General features: G+C 35.1%; 19 protein-coding genes, 1 tRNA gene and 1 riboswitch. Of the genes, 10 read left to right on the forward strand and 10 right to left on the reverse strand.

Going from position 1 to position 22292, the window contains the following annotated elements; all coding sequences use genetic code 11:
- Positions 1–18 precede the first annotated feature (18 nt).
- The 5 genes from clpX (at position 19) to B5X62_RS03305 (ending at position 5029) form a co-directional block, all read left to right on the forward strand.
- Positions 19–1197 carry an ATP-dependent Clp protease ATP-binding subunit ClpX gene (gene clpX, locus B5X62_RS03285; protein ID WP_079665974.1) on the forward strand — a complete coding sequence of 393 codons (1179 nt, stop codon included), beginning with the start codon at positions 19–21 and terminating at the stop codon, positions 1195–1197.
- 107 nt (positions 1198–1304) lie between these two features.
- A complete protein-coding gene (locus B5X62_RS03290; protein WP_079665975.1) occupies positions 1305–3323 on the forward strand; it encodes a T9SS type A sorting domain-containing protein in 2019 nt (672 codons plus the stop codon).
- Between the two features lie 58 nt (positions 3324–3381).
- Positions 3382–3579 carry a signal peptidase gene (locus B5X62_RS03295; protein WP_245797141.1) on the forward strand — a complete coding sequence of 66 codons (198 nt, stop codon included), beginning with the start codon at positions 3382–3384 and terminating at the stop codon, positions 3577–3579.
- A gap of 48 nt (positions 3580–3627) precedes the next feature.
- Positions 3628–4911, forward strand: a complete 1284-nt coding sequence (locus B5X62_RS03300; protein ID WP_079665977.1) for a TlpA family protein disulfide reductase — start codon at positions 3628–3630, stop codon at positions 4909–4911.
- A gap of 44 nt (positions 4912–4955) precedes the next feature.
- Positions 4956–5029 (forward strand) — tRNA-Met (locus tag B5X62_RS03305).
- Between the two features lie 124 nt (positions 5030–5153).
- Here the strand turns inward: B5X62_RS03305 and B5X62_RS03310 are convergent.
- Positions 5154–5489 (reverse strand): DUF3276 family protein, encoded by a 336-nt coding sequence (locus tag B5X62_RS03310; RefSeq protein WP_079665978.1) that lies wholly within the window; start codon positions 5487–5489, stop codon positions 5154–5156.
- A 138-nt stretch (positions 5490–5627) separates the two neighbouring features.
- Positions 5628–7316: an ABC transporter ATP-binding protein gene (locus tag B5X62_RS03315; RefSeq protein ID WP_079665979.1), complete on the reverse strand. Its 1689-nt coding sequence runs from the start codon at positions 7314–7316 to the stop codon at positions 5628–5630.
- A 151-nt stretch (positions 7317–7467) separates the two neighbouring features.
- Between B5X62_RS03315 and mqo the strand changes: the two genes are divergently transcribed.
- Genes mqo through B5X62_RS03330 form a run of 3 tightly spaced genes read left to right on the forward strand, consistent with a single transcriptional unit; the run spans position 7468 to position 9974 of the window.
- Positions 7468–8961 carry a malate dehydrogenase (quinone) gene (mqo, locus tag B5X62_RS03320; RefSeq protein WP_079665980.1) on the forward strand — a complete coding sequence of 498 codons (1494 nt, stop codon included), beginning with the start codon at positions 7468–7470 and terminating at the stop codon, positions 8959–8961.
- Positions 8962–9357 carry a hypothetical protein gene (locus B5X62_RS03325; RefSeq protein ID WP_079665981.1) on the forward strand — a complete coding sequence of 132 codons (396 nt, stop codon included), beginning with the start codon at positions 8962–8964 and terminating at the stop codon, positions 9355–9357.
- Positions 9357–9974, forward strand: a complete 618-nt coding sequence (locus B5X62_RS03330; RefSeq protein WP_079665982.1) for a DUF1684 domain-containing protein — start codon at positions 9357–9359, stop codon at positions 9972–9974. Before B5X62_RS03325 ends, B5X62_RS03330 begins: the two co-directional genes overlap by 1 nt.
- Here B5X62_RS03330 and recO read toward each other — a convergent pair.
- From recO to B5X62_RS03350, 4 genes are read right to left on the reverse strand one after another with little or no spacing between them, the layout of a single operon-like run.
- Entirely contained in the window at positions 9971–10660 is a 690-nt protein-coding gene (gene recO / locus B5X62_RS03335; RefSeq protein ID WP_079665983.1) for a DNA repair protein RecO, read from the reverse strand. The two genes, B5X62_RS03330 and recO, sit on opposite strands and share 4 nt — an antisense overlap.
- Positions 10660–12894 (reverse strand): type IX secretion system anionic LPS delivery protein PorZ, encoded by a 2235-nt coding sequence (porZ, locus tag B5X62_RS03340; RefSeq protein WP_079665984.1) that lies wholly within the window; start codon positions 12892–12894, stop codon positions 10660–10662. Before porZ ends, recO begins: the two co-directional genes overlap by 1 nt.
- Before the next feature lies 1 nt (position 12895).
- On the reverse strand, positions 12896–13846 hold the full coding sequence (locus B5X62_RS03345) for a bifunctional metallophosphatase/5'-nucleotidase (protein ID WP_079665985.1): 951 nt from the start codon (positions 13844–13846) through the stop codon (positions 12896–12898).
- Positions 13847–13853: 7 nt separating this feature from the next.
- The gene (locus B5X62_RS03350; protein WP_079665986.1) at positions 13854–14600 is read right to left on the reverse strand and encodes a 5'-nucleotidase C-terminal domain-containing protein; all 747 of its coding nucleotides are present in this window, start codon (positions 14598–14600) and stop codon (positions 13854–13856) included.
- A gap of 359 nt (positions 14601–14959) precedes the next feature.
- Between B5X62_RS03350 and dapA the strand changes: the two genes are divergently transcribed.
- Together dapA and B5X62_RS03360 are read left to right on the forward strand one after the other, a co-directional pair.
- A complete protein-coding gene (gene dapA, locus B5X62_RS03355; protein ID WP_079665987.1) occupies positions 14960–15832 on the forward strand; it encodes a 4-hydroxy-tetrahydrodipicolinate synthase in 873 nt (290 codons plus the stop codon).
- 33 nt (positions 15833–15865) lie between these two features.
- A complete protein-coding gene (locus B5X62_RS03360; RefSeq protein WP_079665988.1) occupies positions 15866–16360 on the forward strand; it encodes a GNAT family N-acetyltransferase in 495 nt (164 codons plus the stop codon).
- On the opposite strand, the gene B5X62_RS03365 is transcribed toward B5X62_RS03360, so the two are convergent.
- From B5X62_RS03365 to B5X62_RS03385, 4 genes are all read right to left on the reverse strand, one after another.
- A complete protein-coding gene (locus B5X62_RS03365) occupies positions 16336–17652 on the reverse strand; it encodes a Na+/H+ antiporter NhaC family protein (protein ID WP_079665989.1) in 1317 nt (438 codons plus the stop codon). The genes B5X62_RS03360 and B5X62_RS03365 overlap by 25 nt on opposite strands.
- A 30-nt stretch (positions 17653–17682) precedes the next feature.
- A riboswitch (SAM-I-IV-variant riboswitch) is annotated at positions 17683–17775 on the reverse strand.
- A 38-nt stretch (positions 17776–17813) separates the two neighbouring features.
- On the reverse strand, positions 17814–19901 hold the full coding sequence (gene recG / locus B5X62_RS03370) for an ATP-dependent DNA helicase RecG (protein ID WP_079665990.1): 2088 nt from the start codon (positions 19899–19901) through the stop codon (positions 17814–17816).
- 251 nt (positions 19902–20152) lie between these two features.
- Positions 20153–20671 (reverse strand): thioredoxin family protein, encoded by a 519-nt coding sequence (locus tag B5X62_RS03380; RefSeq protein ID WP_079665992.1) that lies wholly within the window; start codon positions 20669–20671, stop codon positions 20153–20155.
- Between the two features lie 28 nt (positions 20672–20699).
- A complete protein-coding gene (locus tag B5X62_RS03385) occupies positions 20700–22214 on the reverse strand; it encodes a peptide MFS transporter (protein WP_079665993.1) in 1515 nt (504 codons plus the stop codon).
- Positions 22215–22292 lie beyond the last annotated feature (78 nt).

Genomic DNA, 22292 nt, shown 5'->3' on the forward strand with positions numbered 1-22292 from the left:
AAAAGTACACAATTTTATATGAATCCTAATCAATGTTCTTTCTGCGGAAGAAAACGAAATGAAGTACAAACACTGATTTCTGGACAAAATGGTTTTATCTGCGAAAACTGTATCGAACAAGCGCATAACATTATTAAAGATAGTGTAAAGCAAATGGGCGATACTGGTTTTACAATGGAAGAACTTGCAAAACCAAAACAAATAAAAGAATTCTTAGACGAATATATTATTGGACAAGATCAGGCTAAAAAGCAATTGTCGATTGCAGTTTACAACCATTATAAAAGACTTCTTCATAAGCAAGACGAAAATCGCGAAGTAGAGATCGAAAAGTCGAACATCCTAATGGTTGGTGAGACTGGAACTGGGAAAACGCTTTTGGCTAAAACGATTGCAAAACAACTTAATGTGCCGTTTTGTATTGTTGATGCAACGATTTTGACAGAAGCTGGTTATGTTGGGGAAGATGTGGAAAGTATCTTGTCTAGACTTCTTATGGTTGCTGAATACGATGTTGAAAAGGCAGAGCGTGGTATCGTCTTTATCGATGAAATTGATAAGATTGCGCGTAAATCTGATAATCCTAGTATTACAAGAGATGTTTCTGGTGAAGGTGTGCAGCAAGGTTTATTAAAACTATTAGAAGGTAGCATTGTTAATGTTCCGCCACAAGGAGGAAGAAAGCATCCTGACCAAAAATACATTCAAGTTAATACGCAAAATATCCTTTTCATTGCGGGAGGCGCTTTTGACGGTATTAAAGAAATTATTGAAAGACGACTTAACAAACAAGCTATTGGTTTTAGTTCAGAAAAACTAAATAAAGTTGAGGAAGACGATTATATTTTAAGTCAAATTAATGCAATCGATCTAAAGTCATTTGGTCTTATCCCAGAATTGTTGGGACGTTTTCCGATTATTACTTATTTGGATAGCTTGACTAAGGAGACTTTGGTTAGAATTATGAAAGAACCAAAAAATTCGATTGTAAATCAATTTGTAGAATTATTTAAAATGGATAATGTGAAGTTGTCATTTACCGATTCTGCGATAGAAAAAATAGTAGAAGCGACGGTCGAGAAGGGATTGGGCGCTAGAGGTCTTAGAGGGACTACAGAGAAGGTTTTGGAAAATTATATGTACGATATTGATGCTCAAAATGAGATTGTAGTCGAGGAAGATGATATAAACTTATAATCTATTAAATTTATTTAACGATTGATTTTTAGGTAGATAATTTTAAGAAGTGAAAAAAAAAGTATAATTTTGCAATTGGTAAAAACACAAAACACAATTTGTATATTATGAAAAAAACTTTATTAACTTTAGGCGTTCTTGTGTCTGTAGGGCAGATGCAAGCACAACAGGCACTCAATGATATAACAGTAATTGGAGATGGGGCTTATGTTAAAGTTGGCGAAGGAGCCCTCATGTACAGTAAAGATTTAAGTTTAAGAACTGTTGATTCTGGTGTGTTGGATATTTATGGAAACGTCATGCTTGTTGGCGATTTTAGCAATTACTTTCAAACTTCTTTAGGCGATGGTACAGATAGTACAAGCAAAAGATCTGGTGGTAATGTGATATTGCGGATGAATGCAGAAGATAATTCGAGATATGGACAAATTTATATAGAAGGTCTTAATCAGGGGAATATTACTGGTATGATTGATAAAGAATATCGTGATCGTATGCATGGTACATATCAGCAGATTGCTATGCCATTTTTCTTCAAATATACTGGAGATTTGTATACGGAGCTTTCCCCAACTCATCCATTCAATAATGTCAGATGGTCTAAGTCTGAAATTTTAACCTGGAATAATGAAAAGGCTCGTTCTGATGATTTCTTTAATGAATATTCAGATCAATTTGGTAAACAATATTTGATGTTGGGTACAGGACCTACGCCAGGTGCATATTTTAATGCTTCTAAGAATCCAATTTTAAACATTTCTAATCCTAATACGGCTAATACAACAGTGCCTTCTTACACTGAGGGTGTATATGTTTTAAGAGGTACTCCAATTGGTGGAGATGTTTATGAAACAAATACGGCCAACTTATACGGTGCTGGTTTAGGGATAAACTATGGTACTTCTGGACAAGTTAGAAATATTTATGGCGAAACATATAACTCTTATTTGCAAGATTATTTTGTTTCTGGAAATACTAATGATTGGACAGCTGCTAATTTTGGTAAAAATCTATATCAATTTGGTAATCCATATTTTACCAATTTGGATTTAGGAAATATTGGTGTCAAAGAGGCCGCGGCAATTGGGGATGAGATGAATATACCTAATGTACAAGGTATACGCTTTGATCCTGGTAATGTTGTGTCTGACTCCGATGGCGCTACGTATTCTACAACTGCCAAAACAACAACATATGCCTCTGGCGTTCCTACAGGCGATGTTAATGTTATGATTAAGCCAATGGGGACTTTTGTTGTCAAACTAGGTAATAGTGTGGCAAATAATCCAGCCTATACGCTAGATTTTAAAAATCTAAGAAGATTTGCTTATACACCAAGAGCGGCTACAACTAACTATGACGTTAGTGCTGCAAAAGGGGCTTCTGCTTCTACAGTTAAGCAATTAGGGGTGATTGCCCTCGATGCCAATGGTAACGAGATGGGAAGAACATATTACGTAGTATATCCAAATGCAATAACTGGTAGACCTAGTAACCAAGTTAGTACACAAGTTAAAGCTGGTGGCCTAGATATTATTGGTACATATGAAGAAGATCCAGTCTATGGCGGAGCAGATTCTACAGTGTCTGATAAGTACTGGCTATACATTAATGAAGCTGGAGAAGATAAATATGCTGGTAAACCAATTCCTATGGAATTATATAGCAGTGATATTAAATCATTAAAATTTGAGATTCGTGAGAATGTAAAAACTTTGGATGAAAACCAAAGTACTTTATCAACAGGTAAAGAATTTTATATTCAAAAGAAAGGCTCATCAGATTATGTTACTATTTCACAAGGTGCAATTTTACCAGTGAGTGGAGATCAATACAACTTGTTTTATGACAAAGCAGGTTCGACATTAGATACTGATAATGCTAAATTATCGCGTACAAGAATAGCTTTTGATCCTAGTATTAATAATTATATCCTTCTTTTTGATCCAAAATGGAATCAAGCGGATGTTAAGGTGTATGATATAAGTGGAAAATTAATTATTTCTAAATCTAAAGTGTCTACTAAAGAAAATTTAGCATTAGGAATTACAAATCTTAATGGTACTTATGTAGTGACTGCGACTTCAGAAAAAGGAGAGGTATTTAATGGTAAAGTAGTAAGATAAAAACACAAAAAACATGAAAAATTTATTATTAAAAGTATTAGCCATATTCATCTTCGGAGTGAATCAGCTATTATTAGCACAAATGCCACCAAGTCCAGATGGCAGACCAGGAAATGGCAGTTCTGGTGCAGGGGGAGTTGGTCCTGGAGGCAAACCCAAAAACCCAATCGATATGTACGAATACATTTTAGTTATCGCAGCAGTTTTATTAGTAATTTACTTTTATAAACGTAGCAAAAAATTAAAATTGTCTTAATATTATAAAAACTCACTTTATCTAAAGTGAGTTTTTTATATTTGTAATATGAGAAACACCGTATTGGCTCTTTGTTTATTAGGAGCATCTAGCATTTCGGCACAATTCAAAGTTAATGCGAATTTGCCTTCTGATTTTCAAGTCGATGATGCATATCTTTTTGCGTATGACGGATCCAAAGATATTTTATTAGGAAAAGGCGCTAAAAAAGGCAATAGCCTTAGTATTTCGGTTCCCAAAAGTTATAAAGGCATGTTGCGTTTGGTACTTTTTCCTTCTAATAATAGTATCCAAATGGCATCGGAAAATCAAGATATTAATTTGACAGTCGATAAAGTCGAAAATAAAGCCATAAAGCAAGTGACATTTTTAGATACTGCTAACAAGTATTTTGAAACGTCGCAAAATGGTCAAAAGAAAAAAGAGTTAATCTATCCAGCGCTTTTACAGATTAAAGACTATTATAAGCCGACAGATGCATTTTATTCGGCATTAGAAAAAGAGATAGCAACTTTGTCATCTTCACCTGAAACTGGGGGTAATTTTCCATTTATTAACTATTATAACGAGACAGCGTCCAAATATGTTAATAATCCAGACTATAAGAACATACCATTACAAGAATATAGCGACTTTATTGTAAAATCGGGTAGCTTTTTAGAAACTTCTTCTTTATTAAAACCTATTTTGATTTCGTATCTTAACACTGCGGGTAAAGACAATATTAATGCGGACATCGATAAGCTATTAAAAAACGTTGATATTGAAACACCAAGAGGACAAACTGTTTTGTCGGAGTTAATTGATATTTTTGATACTTATGGCATGGCGGACATGAAGGATAAATACCTTAAAGAAGCTAAAGAATTAAAATGTACTATTAATGATCGTTTAGCGAGTACGATCAGAGGTCAAGAAGAATTGCAAATTGGTGCTAAGCTTCCAGATTCGAAACTTTATAATACCTATAATACCAAAGCTAAATCTATTTCTGACGTTAAAGCTGATCATAAAGTAATCATTGTTTGGTCATCAACTTGTTCGCATTGTACAGCTGAGCTTCCCAAGATTATTGAAAAATATCAAGCTTTAAAATCTAAAAAAATTGAAGTTATTGGTTTGTCAATTGATGCAGATCTTAAGTCGTATTCGGATTTAGCATCGAAATTCCCTTGGGTAAGTGCTGCAGACGGTAAAGGTTGGTACAGCGAGTATGCAAAAAATTACAATGTGCATGCAACGCCAACTTACTTTATATTAGACAGTTCTAATAAAATTGTGGCTAAGCCAGATCAATTGTCTCAAGTTTTTGAATATTTTAATCTAAAATAATTTTGTGTGAGTGCAAATTTTTTCTATATTTGCACCACAAAATCGGCGAGGTAGCTCAGATGGTTAGAGCGCAGGATTCATAACCCTGAGGTCACGGGTTCAATTCCCGTCCTCGCTACAAAGACACTCTTTTTAGAGTGTCTTTTTTTATTTCAAAATAATGGATGATTTGTTTCAGAAAAAGCATAAAAAAACATCCTAAAATTTAATTTTGGATGCCTTTAACTCTTTTCTTGTAATTCTTATACCTCTTCGTCTGACTCCAAAGTGTAAGATTTGGATTTGTAATCCTTGTCATGTTTTTCAGAAATAACGTCTTCACCTTTTTGCTCGATGATAAAATCGGTTGATTCATTAAACATGTCTTGGAAATTCTTGAAATCTTCTTTGTAAAGGTAGATTTTGTGCTTTTCAAAAGTTGCCTCTCCGTTTTCCCCGAAATTCTTTTTACTTTCAGTAATCGTAAGATAATAATCTCCAGCTTTTGTCTCGCGCACATCAAAGAAATAGGTTCTTCTACCTGCCTTCAATACCTTTGTGAAAATTTCATTTTCGTGGCGTTCCTTGTATTCACTCATTTGTACGATATTTTTGAAATCTGTGTAAACAAATATAATAGAATTCTGCTTAATTCAAAATGTTTTTTGAATTATTTATAAATAAAAATGAAATTTCATAAAAAAAAACTCTTTTTTTTTGATAAATTAAGAGTATTTCTATGGTAAATAAAGAATTTTGTCTGCACGTTTTGCACTTGATTCTCTGTGCGTTATAATGATAGAAGTTGCAGATTGTAGGTCGTTTTCAATGTTTTGTAGAATATTTTCCTCCGTCTCTGTGTCTAGAGCGGATAGGCTATCGTCAAATACTAAAATTTGCGGTTCTTTTATTAAGGCTCTAGCAATACAAATTCTCTGTTTTTGCCCACCAGAAAGCATCACACCGCGTTCTCCAACTATTGTTTCGTATTGATCTTTGAACTCAACAATATTCTTATGAACATCTGCTTTTTTCGCATATTTAATAATCAAATCTTCTCCCGGATTATCGATCGCGAAGCCAATATTGTATGCAATGGTGTCAGAAAATAAATAACTCTCTTGCGGAATGTAACCGATTTTTTGTCTGTAAAGTTCAAGATTATGGTCCTTAAGATTTTTGCCATCAATTAAAATTTCCCCTTCATCAGGATCAATTAATCGGCCAAGAAGAAGTGCGATGGTAGATTTTCCACTTCCTGTTTTTCCCATTATCGCCAAAGTTTCGCCAGCATTAACTTTAAAACTTAAATTGTCCAAAGCTTTGATGCCAGTATTCGGGTAAGTATAACTAACGTTTCTGAATTCGATATCGCCATTTATAGAATAATTCTCATGGTTTGTATTGACGATGTCAGATTTCATGTCTAAAAACTCATTAACACGTTGCATGGACGCTTCTGCACGTTGATTGACTGACGTTACCCAACCAACCATCGAAAAAGGCCAAATAAGGATATTAATGTATAAAAAGAAATCCGCAATCGTGCCAACGCTCATTTCGCCAGCGATGTATTTTTGACCACCAATAAAGATAATAGCGACATTAAGAAGTCCAATAACAAAAAGAATAATAGTGAAAAAGTAGGCTTCTGTCTTTGCTAAATCTAAGGCTTTGTCTTGATAGTCTTTAACTTTAATACCGTAATTTTTTTCAATATATTTTTCTTTGCTAAAATATTTAACAACGCGAATTCCCGAAAAGCTGTCTTGGACAAAAGTCGAAATTGCAGATTGACTCTTCTGCATGGTTTTCGATTTTTGATTGATAATGTTGCTGACTTTGTAGATCACAAATGACAAAATCGGTAACGGAATTAAAGTCCAAAATGTCATTTCGACATCCGTCATTAACATATAACTACTTGTAATAATAAGTAGAATCGCAAGGTTAACAACATACATAACGCCAGGACCAAGATACATTCTTATGGCCACGACATCTTCGCTCAGGCGGTTCATAAGATCGCCGATGGTAGTTTTTTTGTAATCTGTCAATGATAAATCCTCGTAATGGCGGAAGATTTTATTTTTTAATTCGTATTCGATTCGACGAGACGCAACGATAATCGTTTGACGCATCATAAAAGTGAAAAAACCAGATAACAAGGAGCAAACCAACAATATCCCAGAATTTATAAAAATAATGCGGAAATAACTCCAATTGGCTTTTACATTGTCGATAAGACTTGCTTCTTTAGAAAGTTTTAGGTTGTCGTAATTACCTTCGATAATGTTAATCGTTTGACCAACAAATTGTACTTTATAGATCGTAAAAAAGTTACTAAGTATGATAAATAAAAATCCCCAAAAAAGAAGGACTCTGTGCTTCCAGAAATAAGGATTTAGGGTTTTTAATGCTTTCATTATTTAAAATTGTTTAGGCATTAAAACTGACTAAACTTGGTCGTAAATTTACGAAAATATTTTTCAAGATTTTGAGCAAATTCGTTACCGAAAATGCCCTTGTTGGTATGATATTTTCTGCAAATTTTTGCAATAAACAATATACTATATAATGGATACTCCGAAACCAAAATACGACCTTGTACTAATAGGCGGTGGTATTATGAGTGCAACATTGGGGACAATTGTTCACCAATTAGAACCCAATCTTAAAGTAGCAATTTTTGAACGACTAGATGACGTCGCTAAAGAAAGTTCTGACGCTTGGAATAACGCTGGTACAGGACATTCTGCCTTTTGTGAGCTTAACTATACGCCAGAGAAAAAAGATGGTAGTATCGATATCAAAAAAGCAGAAAAAATTGCTGAACAGTTTGAAATTTCAAAACAATTTTGGTCTTATCTTATCGATAAAGGTCTCATTTCTAATCCTAAAGATTTTATCAATTCTTGTCCACACATGAGTTTCGTTTTCGGCGAGCATGATGTGGATTATCTTCGTCGTCGACATGAGGCGATGACACAATCTCATCTTTTTGAAGGGATGAAATTTTCTGATAATCACAGCCAACTCCAAGAATGGGTGCCTTTGATTATGAGAAAAAGAAGTGCACAAGACAAACTGGCCGCAACCAAAATGGATTTGGGAACGGATGTTAATTTTGGCGCTTTAACAAAAAAATTATTTAATCATCTTCAAGAAGATAGTAGCGTTGAGGTTTTTACGTATCATGAAGTAAAAGATATTGATCTTCAAGATGACGGTGAATGGCGTATAAAAGTAAAAGATAGAAAAAATCTTCACACGCAGGAAGTTGATGCAAGATTTGTTTTTATCGGGGCTGGAGGTTATGCTTTACCGCTTTTGGATAGTTCTGATATTGAAGAAAGTCAAGGTTATGGAGGCTTCCCAGTTAGTGGGCAATGGTTGGTGACCAAAAACCCAGAATTGATTGCACAGCACAAAGTTAAAGCTTATACACAAGCAACAGTTGACGCGCCGCCAATGTCGGTTCCGCATTTGGATTTAAGAATTATTGATGGTCAAGAAGCGCTTTTGTTTGGGCCTTTCGCAGGTTTTTCAACTAAATTTTTAAAGGAAGGAAGTTATCTTGATTTACCAGAAAGTGTCAATTTCAAAAACATACGTTCGTTGTTTGGCGCTTGGTGGCATAATTTGCCGTTGACAAGATATCTTATTCAGCAAGTTGCAATGACTAAGTCTCAACGTTTGGCGCATTTAAGAGATTTTATCAAAGATGCAAAAGAAGAAGATTGGGAATTAAAAGTTGCAGGACAACGTGTTCAGGTTATTAAAAAAGATAAGAAAGATGGTGGTAAATTAGAGTTCGGGACCGAAGTTGTGGTTAACAAAAACGGAACAATCGCCTCATTACTTGGTGCCTCGCCAGGTGCAAGTACATCTGTCTATGCAATGTTGGATGTATTGGAACGTTGTTTCCCTGACAGAATGACAGACGGTGGAAAATGGATTGCTAAGATTAAAGAAATGATCCCAAGTTATGGCGTTTCTTTGGCGACAGATAAAAATTTGACAGAAAAAGTTCGTAATTTTAGCAAAGCTAAGCTAGAACTTAATTATTAAATGAATACCACTAAAACCAAACCTTTTATCGATGCATCGCTAAAAGAAGCGAACAAAGAATTGCACATGATGGACAAGATTGTGATTGTGCATTGTCGTTTTCAATCGGTTGGTTTTTTTGAAGAAAAAATAAGAATTTGGCAGTCTACTTTTTTGTATGACGATGCAAATTCTAATCTTTTAAGTGAATTAATTCATTGTGAAAATATAAGTTATTACCCGGAATGGACAGATGTGCCGCCGGGTAAAACTTTTTTGTTTACCTTGTATTTTTCGGGTTTGCCATCGGATTGTAAAAGTTTTACACTTGCCGAAATTATTCCGGAAGCTAATGGATTTTTTGTTCCAAATATCAAGCGGAACAAAAGCGATGTCTACAACATAATTATTGATTGATGAAATATTTTTTACTGCTTTTAACGCTTTTTGGATTTTTAAATATTAATGGACAGTCTGCAAAAGATTGGAAACAAGACGTTTTAGACTTTCAAAAAGAATTAAATAGAGAATATAAAACCGAGGGCGAATCGCCTTTGAGAGGTGATAATTTCACAAAATTTACTGAGCATCCTTTTTTCCCAATTAGTAAAAAATACAAAGTTATTGCTAGGCTCGAGAAATCAACATCTGACCAAAAATTAATAATGCCAACATCTTCTGGGAAATCAAAATCTTTTACAGAGTATGGTAAAGCTTATTTTAAACTTAATGGAAAAGATTTGGTTGTGACTTTATATACGAATGATGCTTTGCAAACTAATCCCGAATATATTAATCATGTATTTTTACCTTTTGGAGATTTAACAAATAGTAATCAAACTTATGGTGGCGGACGTTATATAGATTTAGAAAAAACGGATAAGAATACGATTGTTATTGACTTTAATAAAGCTTATCAACCTTATTGTGCGTATAATGCGTTCGATTATAGTTGTCCTTTAATTCCGACCGAAAATATTTTGGATGTTGCCATTAAAGCTGGTGTAAAGTATAATGATGTGTACCATCACTAGAAAATATCTTGAATAATTTCTAAGGATTTTGGTGTTTTAAAATCGACAAAATGGAAGTGATAGTACACCAAAAGGCTATCTAAAAACTTTTGCCTTTGTTCTCGAGTTAGGATTAAATCATAAGGATTTTCTTTATTTAGATAGGCTTTCCAAATCATAGAATTCTCCTTGTCAAAAAGATAATGAACTTCCGAATTTCCAAAATTTCCTGTCTCGGGATTAAGATATGTAGCTTCTGACTCTAAAGGCGCCCAACCTTGGATTTTAATTATTTTAAGCATCAAAACCAAATGCGCTTGCATGTTAGATAATTCGACTTCTTGTAGAAATTCAGCAATGACAGCATAAAGCTTTGGATGCGCTTCGTTTTCGTGTCTAAGAATTTGATTTAGTAAATCTGCAACAAAAAAGATAACGGCGTTGGCTTTTATGTCTTGGTATAAATCCTTTTTCGAAACCGATTCGATGTTGGATGCCATTAATAATTCGGTGTTGAATTTTCCTTTATTTGTAGAGAGTTGCAACTCATTTAACGGGAAAAGATAGGCTTTTTTCTTATTTTTAACAGAGTATATTCCTCTGATATAAAAGCTGAGATAAGCACTTTCTTCCGTGTAACAATGGAGAATAGCATCGTTGTCGCCATATCTGATGTACGACAGAAGAAAGCCCTTATAAGAATTCATTAATTAACGACCGCGATTTTTGCAGTTTTGGTATCGGTACCATCAGCATTTGTCATCAAAACAAAGTAAATACCAGAAGCAACGCGAGAGCCTCTTTGGTTGTTAAGATTCCATTCGTAATAACCACCTCTTGCCACAGCGCTATGTACGACATTACCTGCAGCATCAGTAATTCTGATATTTGTTTTTTCAGCTAAACCTTTTAAATACACATTTCCTTTGTATTGTGCATAAATAATTGGATTCGGATAAACTAAGACATCACCAAAATTTTCGTTAACATCAGCAACATCTCCTTGGTAGGCCATTACACCATCAGAAGTTGCGAAGTATACTTTACCAGTTTTATTGTCAATTTGGATGTCAGTAACAGTGTCATTGGGCAAAGGCGAGTTGGCTTTCGTAAAGTGTTGATAAGTTTGCTCCCCATTTGGACTGATGAAGAATACACCTCCGCCAGCGACGGAAACCCATTTTTGATTTCCAGAATCGACAGTTATCTGTAATATTTCAGCATCTCTAAATAATTCTTCACCCAGACCATTTTGTTCAATAATAATTGGCTCTGTGCGAGGTTTATCTTCATTAAAAGCAGCTTTTGGGTTTGAAAGAATTCTTAAACCAGACTGCCCACCAATCCACACATTATCGCTTTTATCCACGGCAACACTTATTGCATCGCTAGAAGGAAGGTTATTATCTTTTGTTATATACTTTAAAGGATTAGATGCCGATGCTGGGTTGTTTCCATAATCGTACATAATTAACCCACTTGTTGTTGCTCTTGGTCCTGGTATATAGAGTATTTTATCTTTTATAAGAGGTTTTTGTGCTCGATTTGCATTAATAAGAGGTACTGTAATAAAGTCGTCCGAAGATCTGTTGTATAAATAATATCCTACAGAAGCGGTTGGATTGTCTATAATACTTACACTAACAAAAATGTTATTATTTTCGTCCGTTGCGAATCCAGTTGGACGATTATAATAATTAGCGCCTTCATTTGTTTTATAGATTTTTACAAATTGATCATTTTTCATTTTGTAAATTCCCTTTTGCCCATTAAATGCTGAATAATTTGTAAAAAAAACGACTGCAGGATCACTAGGGTCAGGGATCACATCAAATACATTGAATAGTATCGGGTTATTTTTAAAATAGTCTGGATAAATCCACTTTTGACCATCAAAATAATAGTAACCTAACATATTATAAGTAGGCACATCATACTCAATTCGATTTCCCGTTGACACCCACATTTTATTGTCTAAAAGACTTATCTTATAGGAGAAATTATTGTAAGGTCCATCAGGTTTAAAGCTTGATTTGCTTTCATTTAGTAAACCATTTAGTTTTGTTCCTGAAAATATTTGATTATTAAATACATAACCTGAATTAACTTCTTCTGTGAAATCAATTGTTTTTTGTAAAGCACCAGTTTTAGTAAAGCTGTATAGTTTTGTATTATCAGCTACAATAATGTTCTGATCTGTTATTACAACATCTTTTACATTACTAAAACTTTGTGGTAATGCCGTAGTTGATGTGATGTTATTACCAAATCTTACTTGATTTGCAGTGGAATACGCAATAAGATCTTTTGATGCTATGTTTGTAAAACTACCTATAGATTGAGTTGTCCATGTATTATAAACAGGGAATGTTGTGTCTATCGCATGTGTTAGAAGTCCATTTTGAGTTGCAACAACGACTTTATCGTTAAAAATCCCTGCCTCTAAAGCCGCATTATATGCGCCTCCAGTATTAAAAAAGGCACTATCTCCAAATTCTCTTTTATCCAAGTTAAAAATTGAAACTCCATAACCTACAGAAATAACAGCTTTATTACCAGAAATCGAAATGTGATTAATCTTTTTATCACCTAAATAGCCATTAGCAATAGGAATATCCATAATCAGAAAAACGCCTTCAGGTGTAATAACATCCATTGCCCCAGATTTGTAACCAACAAGTCCGATTTTGGTCTCGGGGTTGTAATCAAAAGCTGTAATTTTTACTTCGTGAAGTCCATTGGCTTTCGATAATTTACTAACCTCCCCAGACGTTGGGTTGTAGTAGAAAATTCCGTTTTCTGTCGCCGCTATTAGCTTTTGACCGTCATCTCTAATGGCTAATACATTATTATATGAAAACAAATCACTCCATCTAGAAGTGTTTTGAGCATTAAATGCTGCAATAGACAGCATGGATGTTAATAATAAAGCTTTTCTCATATTACGCAATTATGCTTTCATCTATAACTTGATTTATCCAAGAAATATTTTTCACGCTTTTATCTTTATTAAAATAAAAATCTATTCGACCTAACAAAAGTCCCGCCCAACCTACTTGGTTAACCAACACTTTTTTTCCTTCACTATTATTCAAAACCTGTGGCTCAGGAAGGAAAGTATGTGTGTGACCTCCCAAAATGAGATCAATACCAGACGTCTTTTTTGCTAAGATCAAATCGGACATTTTTTCGGGTTCTTTTTCGTAATCGTAGCCAAGATGTGATAGGCAAATCACCAAGTCACATTTTTTTTCATTTCTTAAAAACTGGCTGTATTGCTGAGCAATTTCAATTGGATTAATATATTCCGTTTCTTGATAATTGGCTTTTCCAACCAAACCTTTTAGCTCAACACCGACACCGAAAATTCCGACTTTTATGCCGTTTTTATCAAATATTTTATAGGATTCTGTTTTGCCGTCTAAAATAGTATTTTTAAAGTTATAATTTGAGCAAATAAATGGAAATTTTGCATTTGGTAAAACTTTAAGAAAACCTTCTAGTCCATTGTCAAAATCGTGGTTCCCCATTGTCGACGCATCGTACTTCATCATACTCATTAGTTTAAACTCTAATTCGCCACCAAAAAAATTAAAATACGGTGTCCCTTGGAAGATGTCGCCAGAGTCTAAAAGTAAAACGTTATTTTCTTGATTTCTAATTTGTTGTACCAAACTCGCTCGTCTAGCAAAACCACCTTGATTCGGGTTTTTTGAATAGGAAGCATCAAAAGGCTCAATACGACTATGTTGGTCGTTGGTATGTAAGATGGTAAGTTTGATATCTTGCGATAGAGTAGGTTTCGTAAACGTATTTGCTAAAACTAAATTAGGCGTTAAACTAAGTCCTAAACTACCTGCACCAATATATTTTAAAAATTCTTTTCTTTTCATAACATCATTATTTTAGGTCAAGACGTAGATCTGTAGGGACTTTAACTTCTTTATTTTCTTTAAACTTTTCTATGAAAAGTTCACGCAATTTGATGCCTGTACCGATCATTTCTCCTTTCCCGAAAAAATACATTCTGTCGCCGCCCATTGCAAGATAATCGGAAGTTGCGATGTAATAAGTTTTGTCTTTCTCAATTTTTTTCCCAGAAATAAGTCCAGTTTTTATGTTATTTCCTTCTGTAATAATCGTGATATGAGAAACTGGATTATTCGTTTTTTCCTTAAGATAATAGTCAAACAGTCCTTGGAGATCGCTTCCTTTTAATTTAACAATAACAACTTCATTTTCAAAAGGCATTACTTCAAAAATTTGTTTTATCGTAATATCACCTGCAGGAATTATCGTTCGGATGCCACCAATATTGATAACAGCGCCATCGATGTTTGGGATGTTGTTAGCTTTTGCCCAAGCCAGTGCGCCTTCGTATGTATAATCTGTAAGAAGATTTCCCAAATTGCTGTTGTCACCAGTTTTATTAAGTTCCACAGAAGTGTGAGAAATTTTGATGTTCATCTGCTTCTCAAGTTCATTTTTGTAGGGCGCAATAACTTTCTTGAAAGTTGCATCATCATTAATATTACTATCAATAACAATGTTTTGATGTGTTTGGATATTACTAATGTTTTGGCGCGATGTACAAGCAGTTAGCAAAGCTAAAGCCGCTCCTAAAACATATATCTGAAACCTCTTCATATATCTTTTAACTTTAAAAAAGCAAAGCTAAGAATTTTTTGCGAGGCGCATTGTTTCGAAAATGTTAGAGCCTTTTTAAATTTTATTGCTAAAATTTTTATAGCTGTTTTGAGATTAATTTTATTGCTTCACATTTGAAGATTTAGCGGGCTAAATCAAAAATGAAAAGTGAAAAATTGGCTTAAAAGGGAATCAAAATTTAGCAAAGAATGTTTTGAAGTGCGACTACATATAACTTCGTTAAAATTTTTAAATAGACTCTTAGGTTATAACTAGCAAATTTTGAATTTTTTGATATTAAATTTAATTAAAGAATCAAACAAAAACTTTAACTTTACAAGTAAATTCTAATTTAAGATATGAGCAATTTAAAAGGTGTAGGTGTTGCTTTGGTAACGCCCTTTAATGAAGATTTATCGGTAGATTTCGATTCTCTAACAAAGTTAGTGGATTACAATATCGATAACGGAACTAACTATCTTGTGGTTCTTGGTACAACGGCTGAGGCTGCAACACTTTCTAATGACGAGAAGAAACAGGTTATTGAGCATATCATAAAGGTGAATAATAAACGTGTGCCGCTAGTTCTTGGGATTGGTGGTAACAACACGATGGAAGTTGTTAAACAAATCGAGGAGACAGATTTATCAGATTTTGAGGCGGTTCTTTCGGTTTCTCCATATTATAACAAACCAAATCAGGAAGGACTTTATCAACATTATAAAGCAATTGCTGCGACTGGTAAAAATATTATCATCTACAATGTTCCGTCAAGAACTGGGCAAAATATCGAAGCGGATACAACTTTGAGATTAGCTAAAGAATTCCCAAACTTGATTATGATTAAAGAAGCGGCGCCAAATATTCTTCAGTATTTTGATATTGTTAGAAAGAAGCCTGCTAATTTTAATTTGGTTTCGGGTGACGACGAATATACGCTTCCGGTAACATTGGCTGGTGGTAATGGCGTGATCTCGGTAATTGGTCAAGCTTATCCAAAAGAGTTTTCGACGATGGTACAATTGGCTTTTGATGGTAAGGTTAAAGAAGCTTACGACATCCATAACAAGTTGGTAGACATCACAAGATTAATTTTTGCAGAAGGAAATCCTTGCGGTGTTAAAACTATTCTTGCAGAAATGGGAATTATTAGAAATACTTTGAGATTGCCTTTGACTAAAGCTTCGGAAGGCTTACAAGACAAGATCAAAGCTGAAATGAAAAATATATAATTAAGTGGGCTTCGGCCCATTTTTATTTTAAATATGATACAGACAAAACCTGCCACACAGTTTGATATTTGCCTTATTCAAGATTTGGCGAGACGTTCTTGGGAAGATGCTTATGCCGATATTCTTTCTAAAGAACAGCTAGAATATATGTTGGAAAAAATGTATTCGGAACACGAAATTATCTTTCATCTTCAAAATCCCAATTACCATTATTTTTTAATTTTTGATGATGAAACGCCTTTGGGTTTTGTTGGTTTCGAACATCATATCGAATTTAATACAACCAAACTTCATCGCATTTATCTTGTACCAGAAGCTAAAGGAAAAGGTGCTGGCAAATTTGGTCTTAATCTCGTTAAAAAACATACCCAATCTGTGGGAGATAATCGTATTATTTTAACAGTGAACAAAAATAATGTTGCTCGTCAGTTTTACGAATCTCAAAACTACAAAGTCTACGGCGAAGCAGTTTTCGATATTGGAAGTGGTTATGTAATGGACGATTATTTAATGGAATTTAATTTATGAGTTTGATTTTTGTTCAAGAAAATAAATACTAAAACGCAAACCAAAAGCAACCACGTATAATATGAATGACTGATGAGTTGGAGATAATCGATTTTGTTTTTTCCAAAACTCATCAAGATTAATACTTGCGCCCCGTACGGAATAATACCTTGGATAATACATGAGAAAATATCCAATACCGAAGCCATTTTTCGAGGTTCAAACTCATAATGTTCGGAAATTGGTTTTGCAACTTTTCCCGTTATCAAAATCGCAATCGTATTATTTGCAATACAAGCATCAACAAGGCTTACCAAAACGCCCATTCCCAACATTGCAGAAAATCTCGATTTTATCGTTTTTAAAATTTTATTTAAAAGAAATCGTATACCGCCCGCATATTCGATAATTCCAGCTAAACCGCCTGTTAATAAGGATAAAAGGAATATCTCAGTCATCGAAGTAAAACCATTGTAACTTTCCTTTGCAAAACCTAACAAGTCCATACTGTTATTTGATAGACCAATAATTCCTGACACGACAACGCCAATTAATAAAACAAAAAAAACATCAACGCCTGCGAATGCCAATCCTATAACCAAAATATAAGGGATTAAAAGATAAAAACTGCTGCCATGTGTGGCTAAATTTGGTACAATAGTCGCTTCCGAATTGTTAAAAAGTAGAATAAAAATCGTTATTAAAAATGCTGGCGCTGCAATCCAAAGATTAGTTCGGAATTTATCAGACATTTTACTTCCCAAAGATTGTGAAGCTGCAATGGTCGTGTCAGAAATCACAGAAAGATTATCGCCGAACATTGCACCTGTCAATAACGACGCTGCGATGAGGTTAACATCGGCACCACTTTTTGTCGCCAATTCTATCGCGATGGGGCCAAGTGCCACAATGCTACCAACCGAAGTACCGGACGCCAAAGATAAAAACGAAGCCAGAATAAAAATACCAAATGCAATATAATTAACAGGAATATATTCTAATCCTAAATTTACGATGGCATCAACACTTCCCGACGCTTTAGAAACGGTTGAAAATGCACCTGCCAACAGATAAATAACGCACATCGTTAGCACATTTTTATCACCCAAACCTTTCAGGAATTCGTCCATTTTTGTTTTAAATGGAAGTTTGATGATTAGAAAAGCAGTGATAATTCCTAGTGCCATGGCAATAGGAGAGGGCAACGCATAAAAGTCGTTAAGATAAATTCCTGCTCCTAAAAAACTTAGGACAAATACTAAAAAAGGAATTAAGCTGATAAAGCTTTCACGAGGTTTATGTTCTGTTGTCATACGTCGTTATTTGGCGAAGTCAGCAGAAGATAGTTCAACATTTTTTCCAAAAATTGGCTTATCGTTTTAGCACCTTGCTTGTTTTGCAGGTTGCTACCTCTGCTGAGGTTCGGGATAAAAGTGCGACAAAAATAGGTGTAAAAACTTAAAGTACCAAATCGTTACGAAATCTTAGACCACTTGTTTTTGCTTTTATATTGTCTAATGTAGAAGGTTTTCATGCTTTGATGATTGGGATGGACAAGAAGCGCATCTTTTTCTAAAAGTTGTTCTACAGCGAGTTTTGCCAATTTTATAATTTGCGAATCCGTCATTAGATTTAACTTTTTAAAATCAACGACGCCACTTTGTTGTGTTCCTAAAATGTCGCCTGGACCTCGAAGTTCCATATCAACTTCGGAGATTTTGAAACCGTCATTGGTCTCGCACATGGTTTTGATACGTTTGCGACTTTCCGCAGAAAGTTTGTCAGACGTCATTAAGATACAATAACTCTGTTCAGCGCCACGACCAACGCGTCCGCGAAGCTGATGAAGTTGAGAAAGTCCAAATCTTTCAGCGCTTTCAATCACCATAACTGAGGCATTCGGGACATTAACGCCAACTTCGATAACGGTTGTTGCAACCATAATTTGTGCGTTTCCCGAAGCAAAATATTGCATCGCTTGGTCTTTTTCATCGGGCTTCATTCGGCCGTGAAGCATAGCAATATTATAACTTTTGAAATGGTTGAGAATGTGGTCAAAACCATCTTGCAAGTTTTTGTAGTCCAAAGTTTCGGATTCTTCGATTAATGGATAAACGAAATAAACTTGACGCCCTTTCTTTAATTCTTCGTGGCAAAAGTTGTAAACATAAGCGCGATCTTTTTCACGACGATGTGCTGTGACAATAGGTTTACGCCCTACTGGCATTTCGTCAATCACGGAAACATCGAGGTCAGAATAAAAACTCATCGCCAAAGTTCTCGGGATTGGCGTTGCGGTCATCACCAAAATATGTGGCGGAATTTTGTTCTTTGCCCAAAGTTTGGCGCGTTGTGCTACACCAAAGCGATGCTGCTCATCAATAATCACCAATCCCAAATTTTTGAATTGTACGATGTCTTCCAAAACGGCGTGCGTCCCAATCAAAATGGAAAGCTCACCAGATAATAATTCTTCGTGGATGATTTTTCGTTCGGAAGTTTTGGTAGAACCTGTCAGTAATTTGACTTTAACATTAGAATTTTTTAATAAATCCTGAATGGAATTAAAATGTTGTTGCGCCAAAATCTCAGTCGGTGCCATCATACAACTTTGGAAATTATTATCCATCGCAATTAACATCGTCAAAAGTGCAACCATCGTTTTACCCGATCCAACATCGCCTTGTAACAAGCGATTCATTTGGGTGGAGCGCTTCATATCGGTTCGGATTTCTTTGAGAACACGTTTTTGAGCGCCCGTTAAATCAAAAGGTAAATTGTTGTTGTAGAAATTATTAAAATAATCGCCAACAATCGGAAATGGATTTCCGATGGATTTGCTGTGTTGATGTAGTTTTTTCAAACCAAAACCCAACTGAAAAAAGAAAGCTTCCTCGAATTTTATTCGGCGGTCGGCTTCTTGTGCCAACTGTGGATTTTGTGGAAAATGTATGTTATAAAAGGCATCCAATCTTCCTAAAAGTTTTAAAGCTTTTATTAAATTTTCGGGGAGATTTTCGTCGATAAGTTGTGGCAGGATTTTTAGAATTTCATAGATAACATTCTGAAACAATTTATTATTAATGCCTCTTTTGGTAAGTTTTTCGCTGCTGGAATAGACAGGAAGCAAAGTTCCGGAAATGGCTTTTGCTTCGTCGGTTTCTATTTCGGGATGTGGCATCGAAAAGCTGTTATTGAAAGCTTGTATTTTTCCAAAGATGAATAAGTCTTTGTTCATTGGGATGCTTTCTTTCATCCATTTGCTGTAACGGAACCACACTAAATCGATTGTTCCTGTTTGGTCACGGAATTTTGCGCTTAGTCGTTTTCCTTTTGGGGAAACGACTTCTTGGATGTCTGTAATTTTTCCTTTTAATTGAATGTCTACATCCAAACTCGGACTAAGTTCTGAAACCGTATAGATTTTTGATTTGTCGATATAACGAATCGGGTAGAAGTTGATAAAGTCTTCCAAATTGTGAATGCCCAACACATTTTTGATGAGTTTGGCGCGTTCGGTTCCGATACCTTTTATAAATTCTATGGGTGTGTCTAGATTCAAAGTTTTAACGAAAAATCAAGTGGCAATTTAAGCTTTTTTGCAGGGATTAAAAAATGAATTGGGATGACAAATTTTCTACACTAGCCCCGATGGAAGCGGCATCCTTTGTGGGGTGGCGCGAGGCGGCGGAGCGTAGCGGAGCCGTCCGAGCGCCACATCGCAAAGATAAAGCGGACAGCGGGAGTCAATTTTCTAAGTACCATGAGTTTTTCTTGCTCCTAAAAAAAGAAAAACTTCAGGAATGCTGAAGTTTAATCTTTTATTTTTGATTTGAATTTTCGTTGATAATCGTCCCACTGTTGACGACTTGTTATGTTTTTGTAATCCTGCGTACTAATCATCGAAAAGTAAGGTTCAACATCTTTTGCGGAAAGTGCACCCATAAGACTCGTAATTGGGGCGGCATGTTCATCCAAAAATACGATGGTCGGCACCGTCGAGATGTTCATATATTTCGCGAAAGAGTGCATCGTGGCGTTGTCCTTATATTCGAAATCGCGTCCTCGAAAGTTGACTTTCTCTTTGCTGTCTGCAAAAAACTTAACTGCATAAAATTTGTCCGCAATCATTTTTGCGATAACAGGATTGTCAAAAGCGAATTTTTCCATCTTTTGACAAGGATCGCAGTGGTCATCAGTAAAAGCAATGAAGATTTTTTTCGGTACTTTCTTCTGCGCTTCGAGCGCTTCATTAATCGTTATCCAATGCACTTGTGCAAAAGAAAAATAAGACGACAACGTGAAAAGTACTGAGAAAAAAATCTTCATCATAATTTTGTTTTATGAAGAAGCTCGATTTTTATCTTACTTCTTGCATTAATTTTTTAACAATAGGAGATATCAAAATTAATACCACACCGGCAATTAGTGCGTAAAGTCCTAATTGTTTGTAGCCATCGGTGTAGGTTAAAAGTGCTTCTGCTTTACCAGCGTTTTCTCTTGCTTCTGCCATGTTTGCACCAATTAATCCTGCAACATATTGTCCATAAGCTGATGCTAAAAACCACATTCCCATCATGATACCTTGTAATTTTGCAGGCGATAGTTTAGTCATAATGGATAACCCAATTGGTGATAAACAAAGCTCTCCAATGGTGATGACAAGTAATGCAGTCGTAAAGATATCTAACGACGAAACGCCGTCTGTAGCAAAGAACCTTGTAGCAAATAATACATAATATCCTAAACCTAAGAAGATAAATCCTAGTCCGAATTTAATAATGGTATTTGGTTCGAGTTTTCTTTTTCCTAGCCAAATCCAAAGTAGTCCAAACAATGGCGCTAACAAAATAATGAAAAATGCACCGCCAGAGTTATTAACGCCGTTAGGGTCAACGGTTAATCCAACTAAAGAGTCATTTAGGTTTTTAGCTGCGAAAATACTTAGTGAACCTCCACTTTGCTCATAAATTCCCCAAAAGATAATTGAGAAAATAATGAATACTAACGCCGCAACTAATTTTTTACGCTCAGCTGCAGATACTTTCGACATTTCAAAAAATAAATAAACCAAAGTTGCTGGTCCAATGATATACATGAAATAATCTGTATACTCGGTTTTTGAAACCATTACTTGGATCAACGGAATCAATAATAAAGTCCCAACATAGACTGCATATTCTGCCCATTTTGGAAGTGGTTTTGTTTTTACGATGGCGTCAGGATGTCCTGGTTGTAACCCGATTGGGCCAAGTTTCTTTTTAGTGAAATGGAAATTAATCAAACTCACTAACATCCCAACAGCTGCCAGTCCGAAAGCGACATTCCAACGATGCGCTTCGTCAATAACTGATGACAACATATAACCTTTACCAATTGCAACACAAACGTATCCTCCTAAAAATGCACCAAGATTAATCCCAGCGTAGAATAATGAAAAGCCTGCATCGGTTCTGTTATCGCCTTCTTTGTAAAGTTCGCCAACCATTGTTGAGATATTTGGTTTGAAGAAACCTGTACCAATAATGATGAAAGCTAGTCCGAAGTAGAAATAAACGTGTGGATCAACTGCCAAAAGTATACTCCCGACAATCATTAATAATCCTCCCCAGAATAATGATTTTCTGAAACCTAAAATCTTATCTGCGAAAAGTCCACCAATAAAAGTGAAAGCGTAGACGAAGGCTTGTGTTGCGCCATATTGTAAGTTGGCTTCTTTTTCGTGGAAGTTAAGTTGGTGGATCATAAAGAACACCAACATCCCACGCATACCGTAGAAGCAGAAACGCTCCCACATTTCAGAGAAGAAAAGACTCCAAATTTGTTTTGGATATTTGCCTTTAAAATCCTGAATTTCTTGTAATGTTAAACTCATTTAAAATTGAATTGAATAAACTTCAGTGACATGTTTCATAAAAAACATCATACGAAAGTACAAAAAAACCTCCGATTG

The sequence above is a fragment of the Soonwooa buanensis genome (genome assembly GCF_900167905.1).
Classification (GTDB): Bacteria; Bacteroidota; Bacteroidia; order Flavobacteriales; family Weeksellaceae; genus Soonwooa; species Soonwooa buanensis.

Bases quoted from the DNA above. Each gene is read 5' to 3' on its own strand.
- B5X62_RS03360 (WP_079665988.1), top strand. From the start codon at position 15,866: ATGATACAGACAAAACCTGCCACACAGTTTGATATTTGCCTTATTCAA.
- B5X62_RS03345 (WP_079665985.1), bottom strand. From the start codon at position 13,846: ATGAAAAGAAAAGAATTTTTAAAATATATTGGTGCAGGTAGTTTAGGA.
- B5X62_RS03330 (WP_079665982.1), top strand. From the start codon at position 9,357: ATGAAATATTTTTTACTGCTTTTAACGCTTTTTGGATTTTTAAATATT.
- porZ (WP_079665984.1), bottom strand. From the start codon at position 12,894: ATGAGAAAAGCTTTATTATTAACATCCATGCTGTCTATTGCAGCATTT.
- B5X62_RS03290 (WP_079665975.1), top strand. From the start codon at position 1,305: ATGAAAAAAACTTTATTAACTTTAGGCGTTCTTGTGTCTGTAGGGCAG.
- B5X62_RS03350 (WP_079665986.1), bottom strand. From the start codon at position 14,600: ATGAAGAGGTTTCAGATATATGTTTTAGGAGCGGCTTTAGCTTTGCTA.
- mqo (WP_079665980.1), top strand. From the start codon at position 7,468: ATGGATACTCCGAAACCAAAATACGACCTTGTACTAATAGGCGGTGGT.
- B5X62_RS03310 (WP_079665978.1), bottom strand. From the start codon at position 5,489: ATGAGTGAATACAAGGAACGCCACGAAAATGAAATTTTCACAAAGGTA.
- B5X62_RS03325 (WP_079665981.1), top strand. From the start codon at position 8,962: ATGAATACCACTAAAACCAAACCTTTTATCGATGCATCGCTAAAAGAA.
- clpX (WP_079665974.1), top strand. From the start codon at position 19: ATGAATCCTAATCAATGTTCTTTCTGCGGAAGAAAACGAAATGAAGTA.
- B5X62_RS03315 (WP_079665979.1), bottom strand. From the start codon at position 7,316: ATGAAAGCATTAAAAACCCTAAATCCTTATTTCTGGAAGCACAGAGTC.
- B5X62_RS03385 (WP_079665993.1), bottom strand. From the start codon at position 22,214: ATGAGTTTAACATTACAAGAAATTCAGGATTTTAAAGGCAAATATCCA.
- B5X62_RS03300 (WP_079665977.1), top strand. From the start codon at position 3,628: ATGAGAAACACCGTATTGGCTCTTTGTTTATTAGGAGCATCTAGCATT.
- dapA (WP_079665987.1), top strand. From the start codon at position 14,960: ATGAGCAATTTAAAAGGTGTAGGTGTTGCTTTGGTAACGCCCTTTAAT.
- B5X62_RS03380 (WP_079665992.1), bottom strand. From the start codon at position 20,671: ATGATGAAGATTTTTTTCTCAGTACTTTTCACGTTGTCGTCTTATTTT.
- recO (WP_079665983.1), bottom strand. From the start codon at position 10,660: ATGAATTCTTATAAGGGCTTTCTTCTGTCGTACATCAGATATGGCGAC.
- B5X62_RS03365 (WP_079665989.1), bottom strand. From the start codon at position 17,652: ATGACAACAGAACATAAACCTCGTGAAAGCTTTATCAGCTTAATTCCT.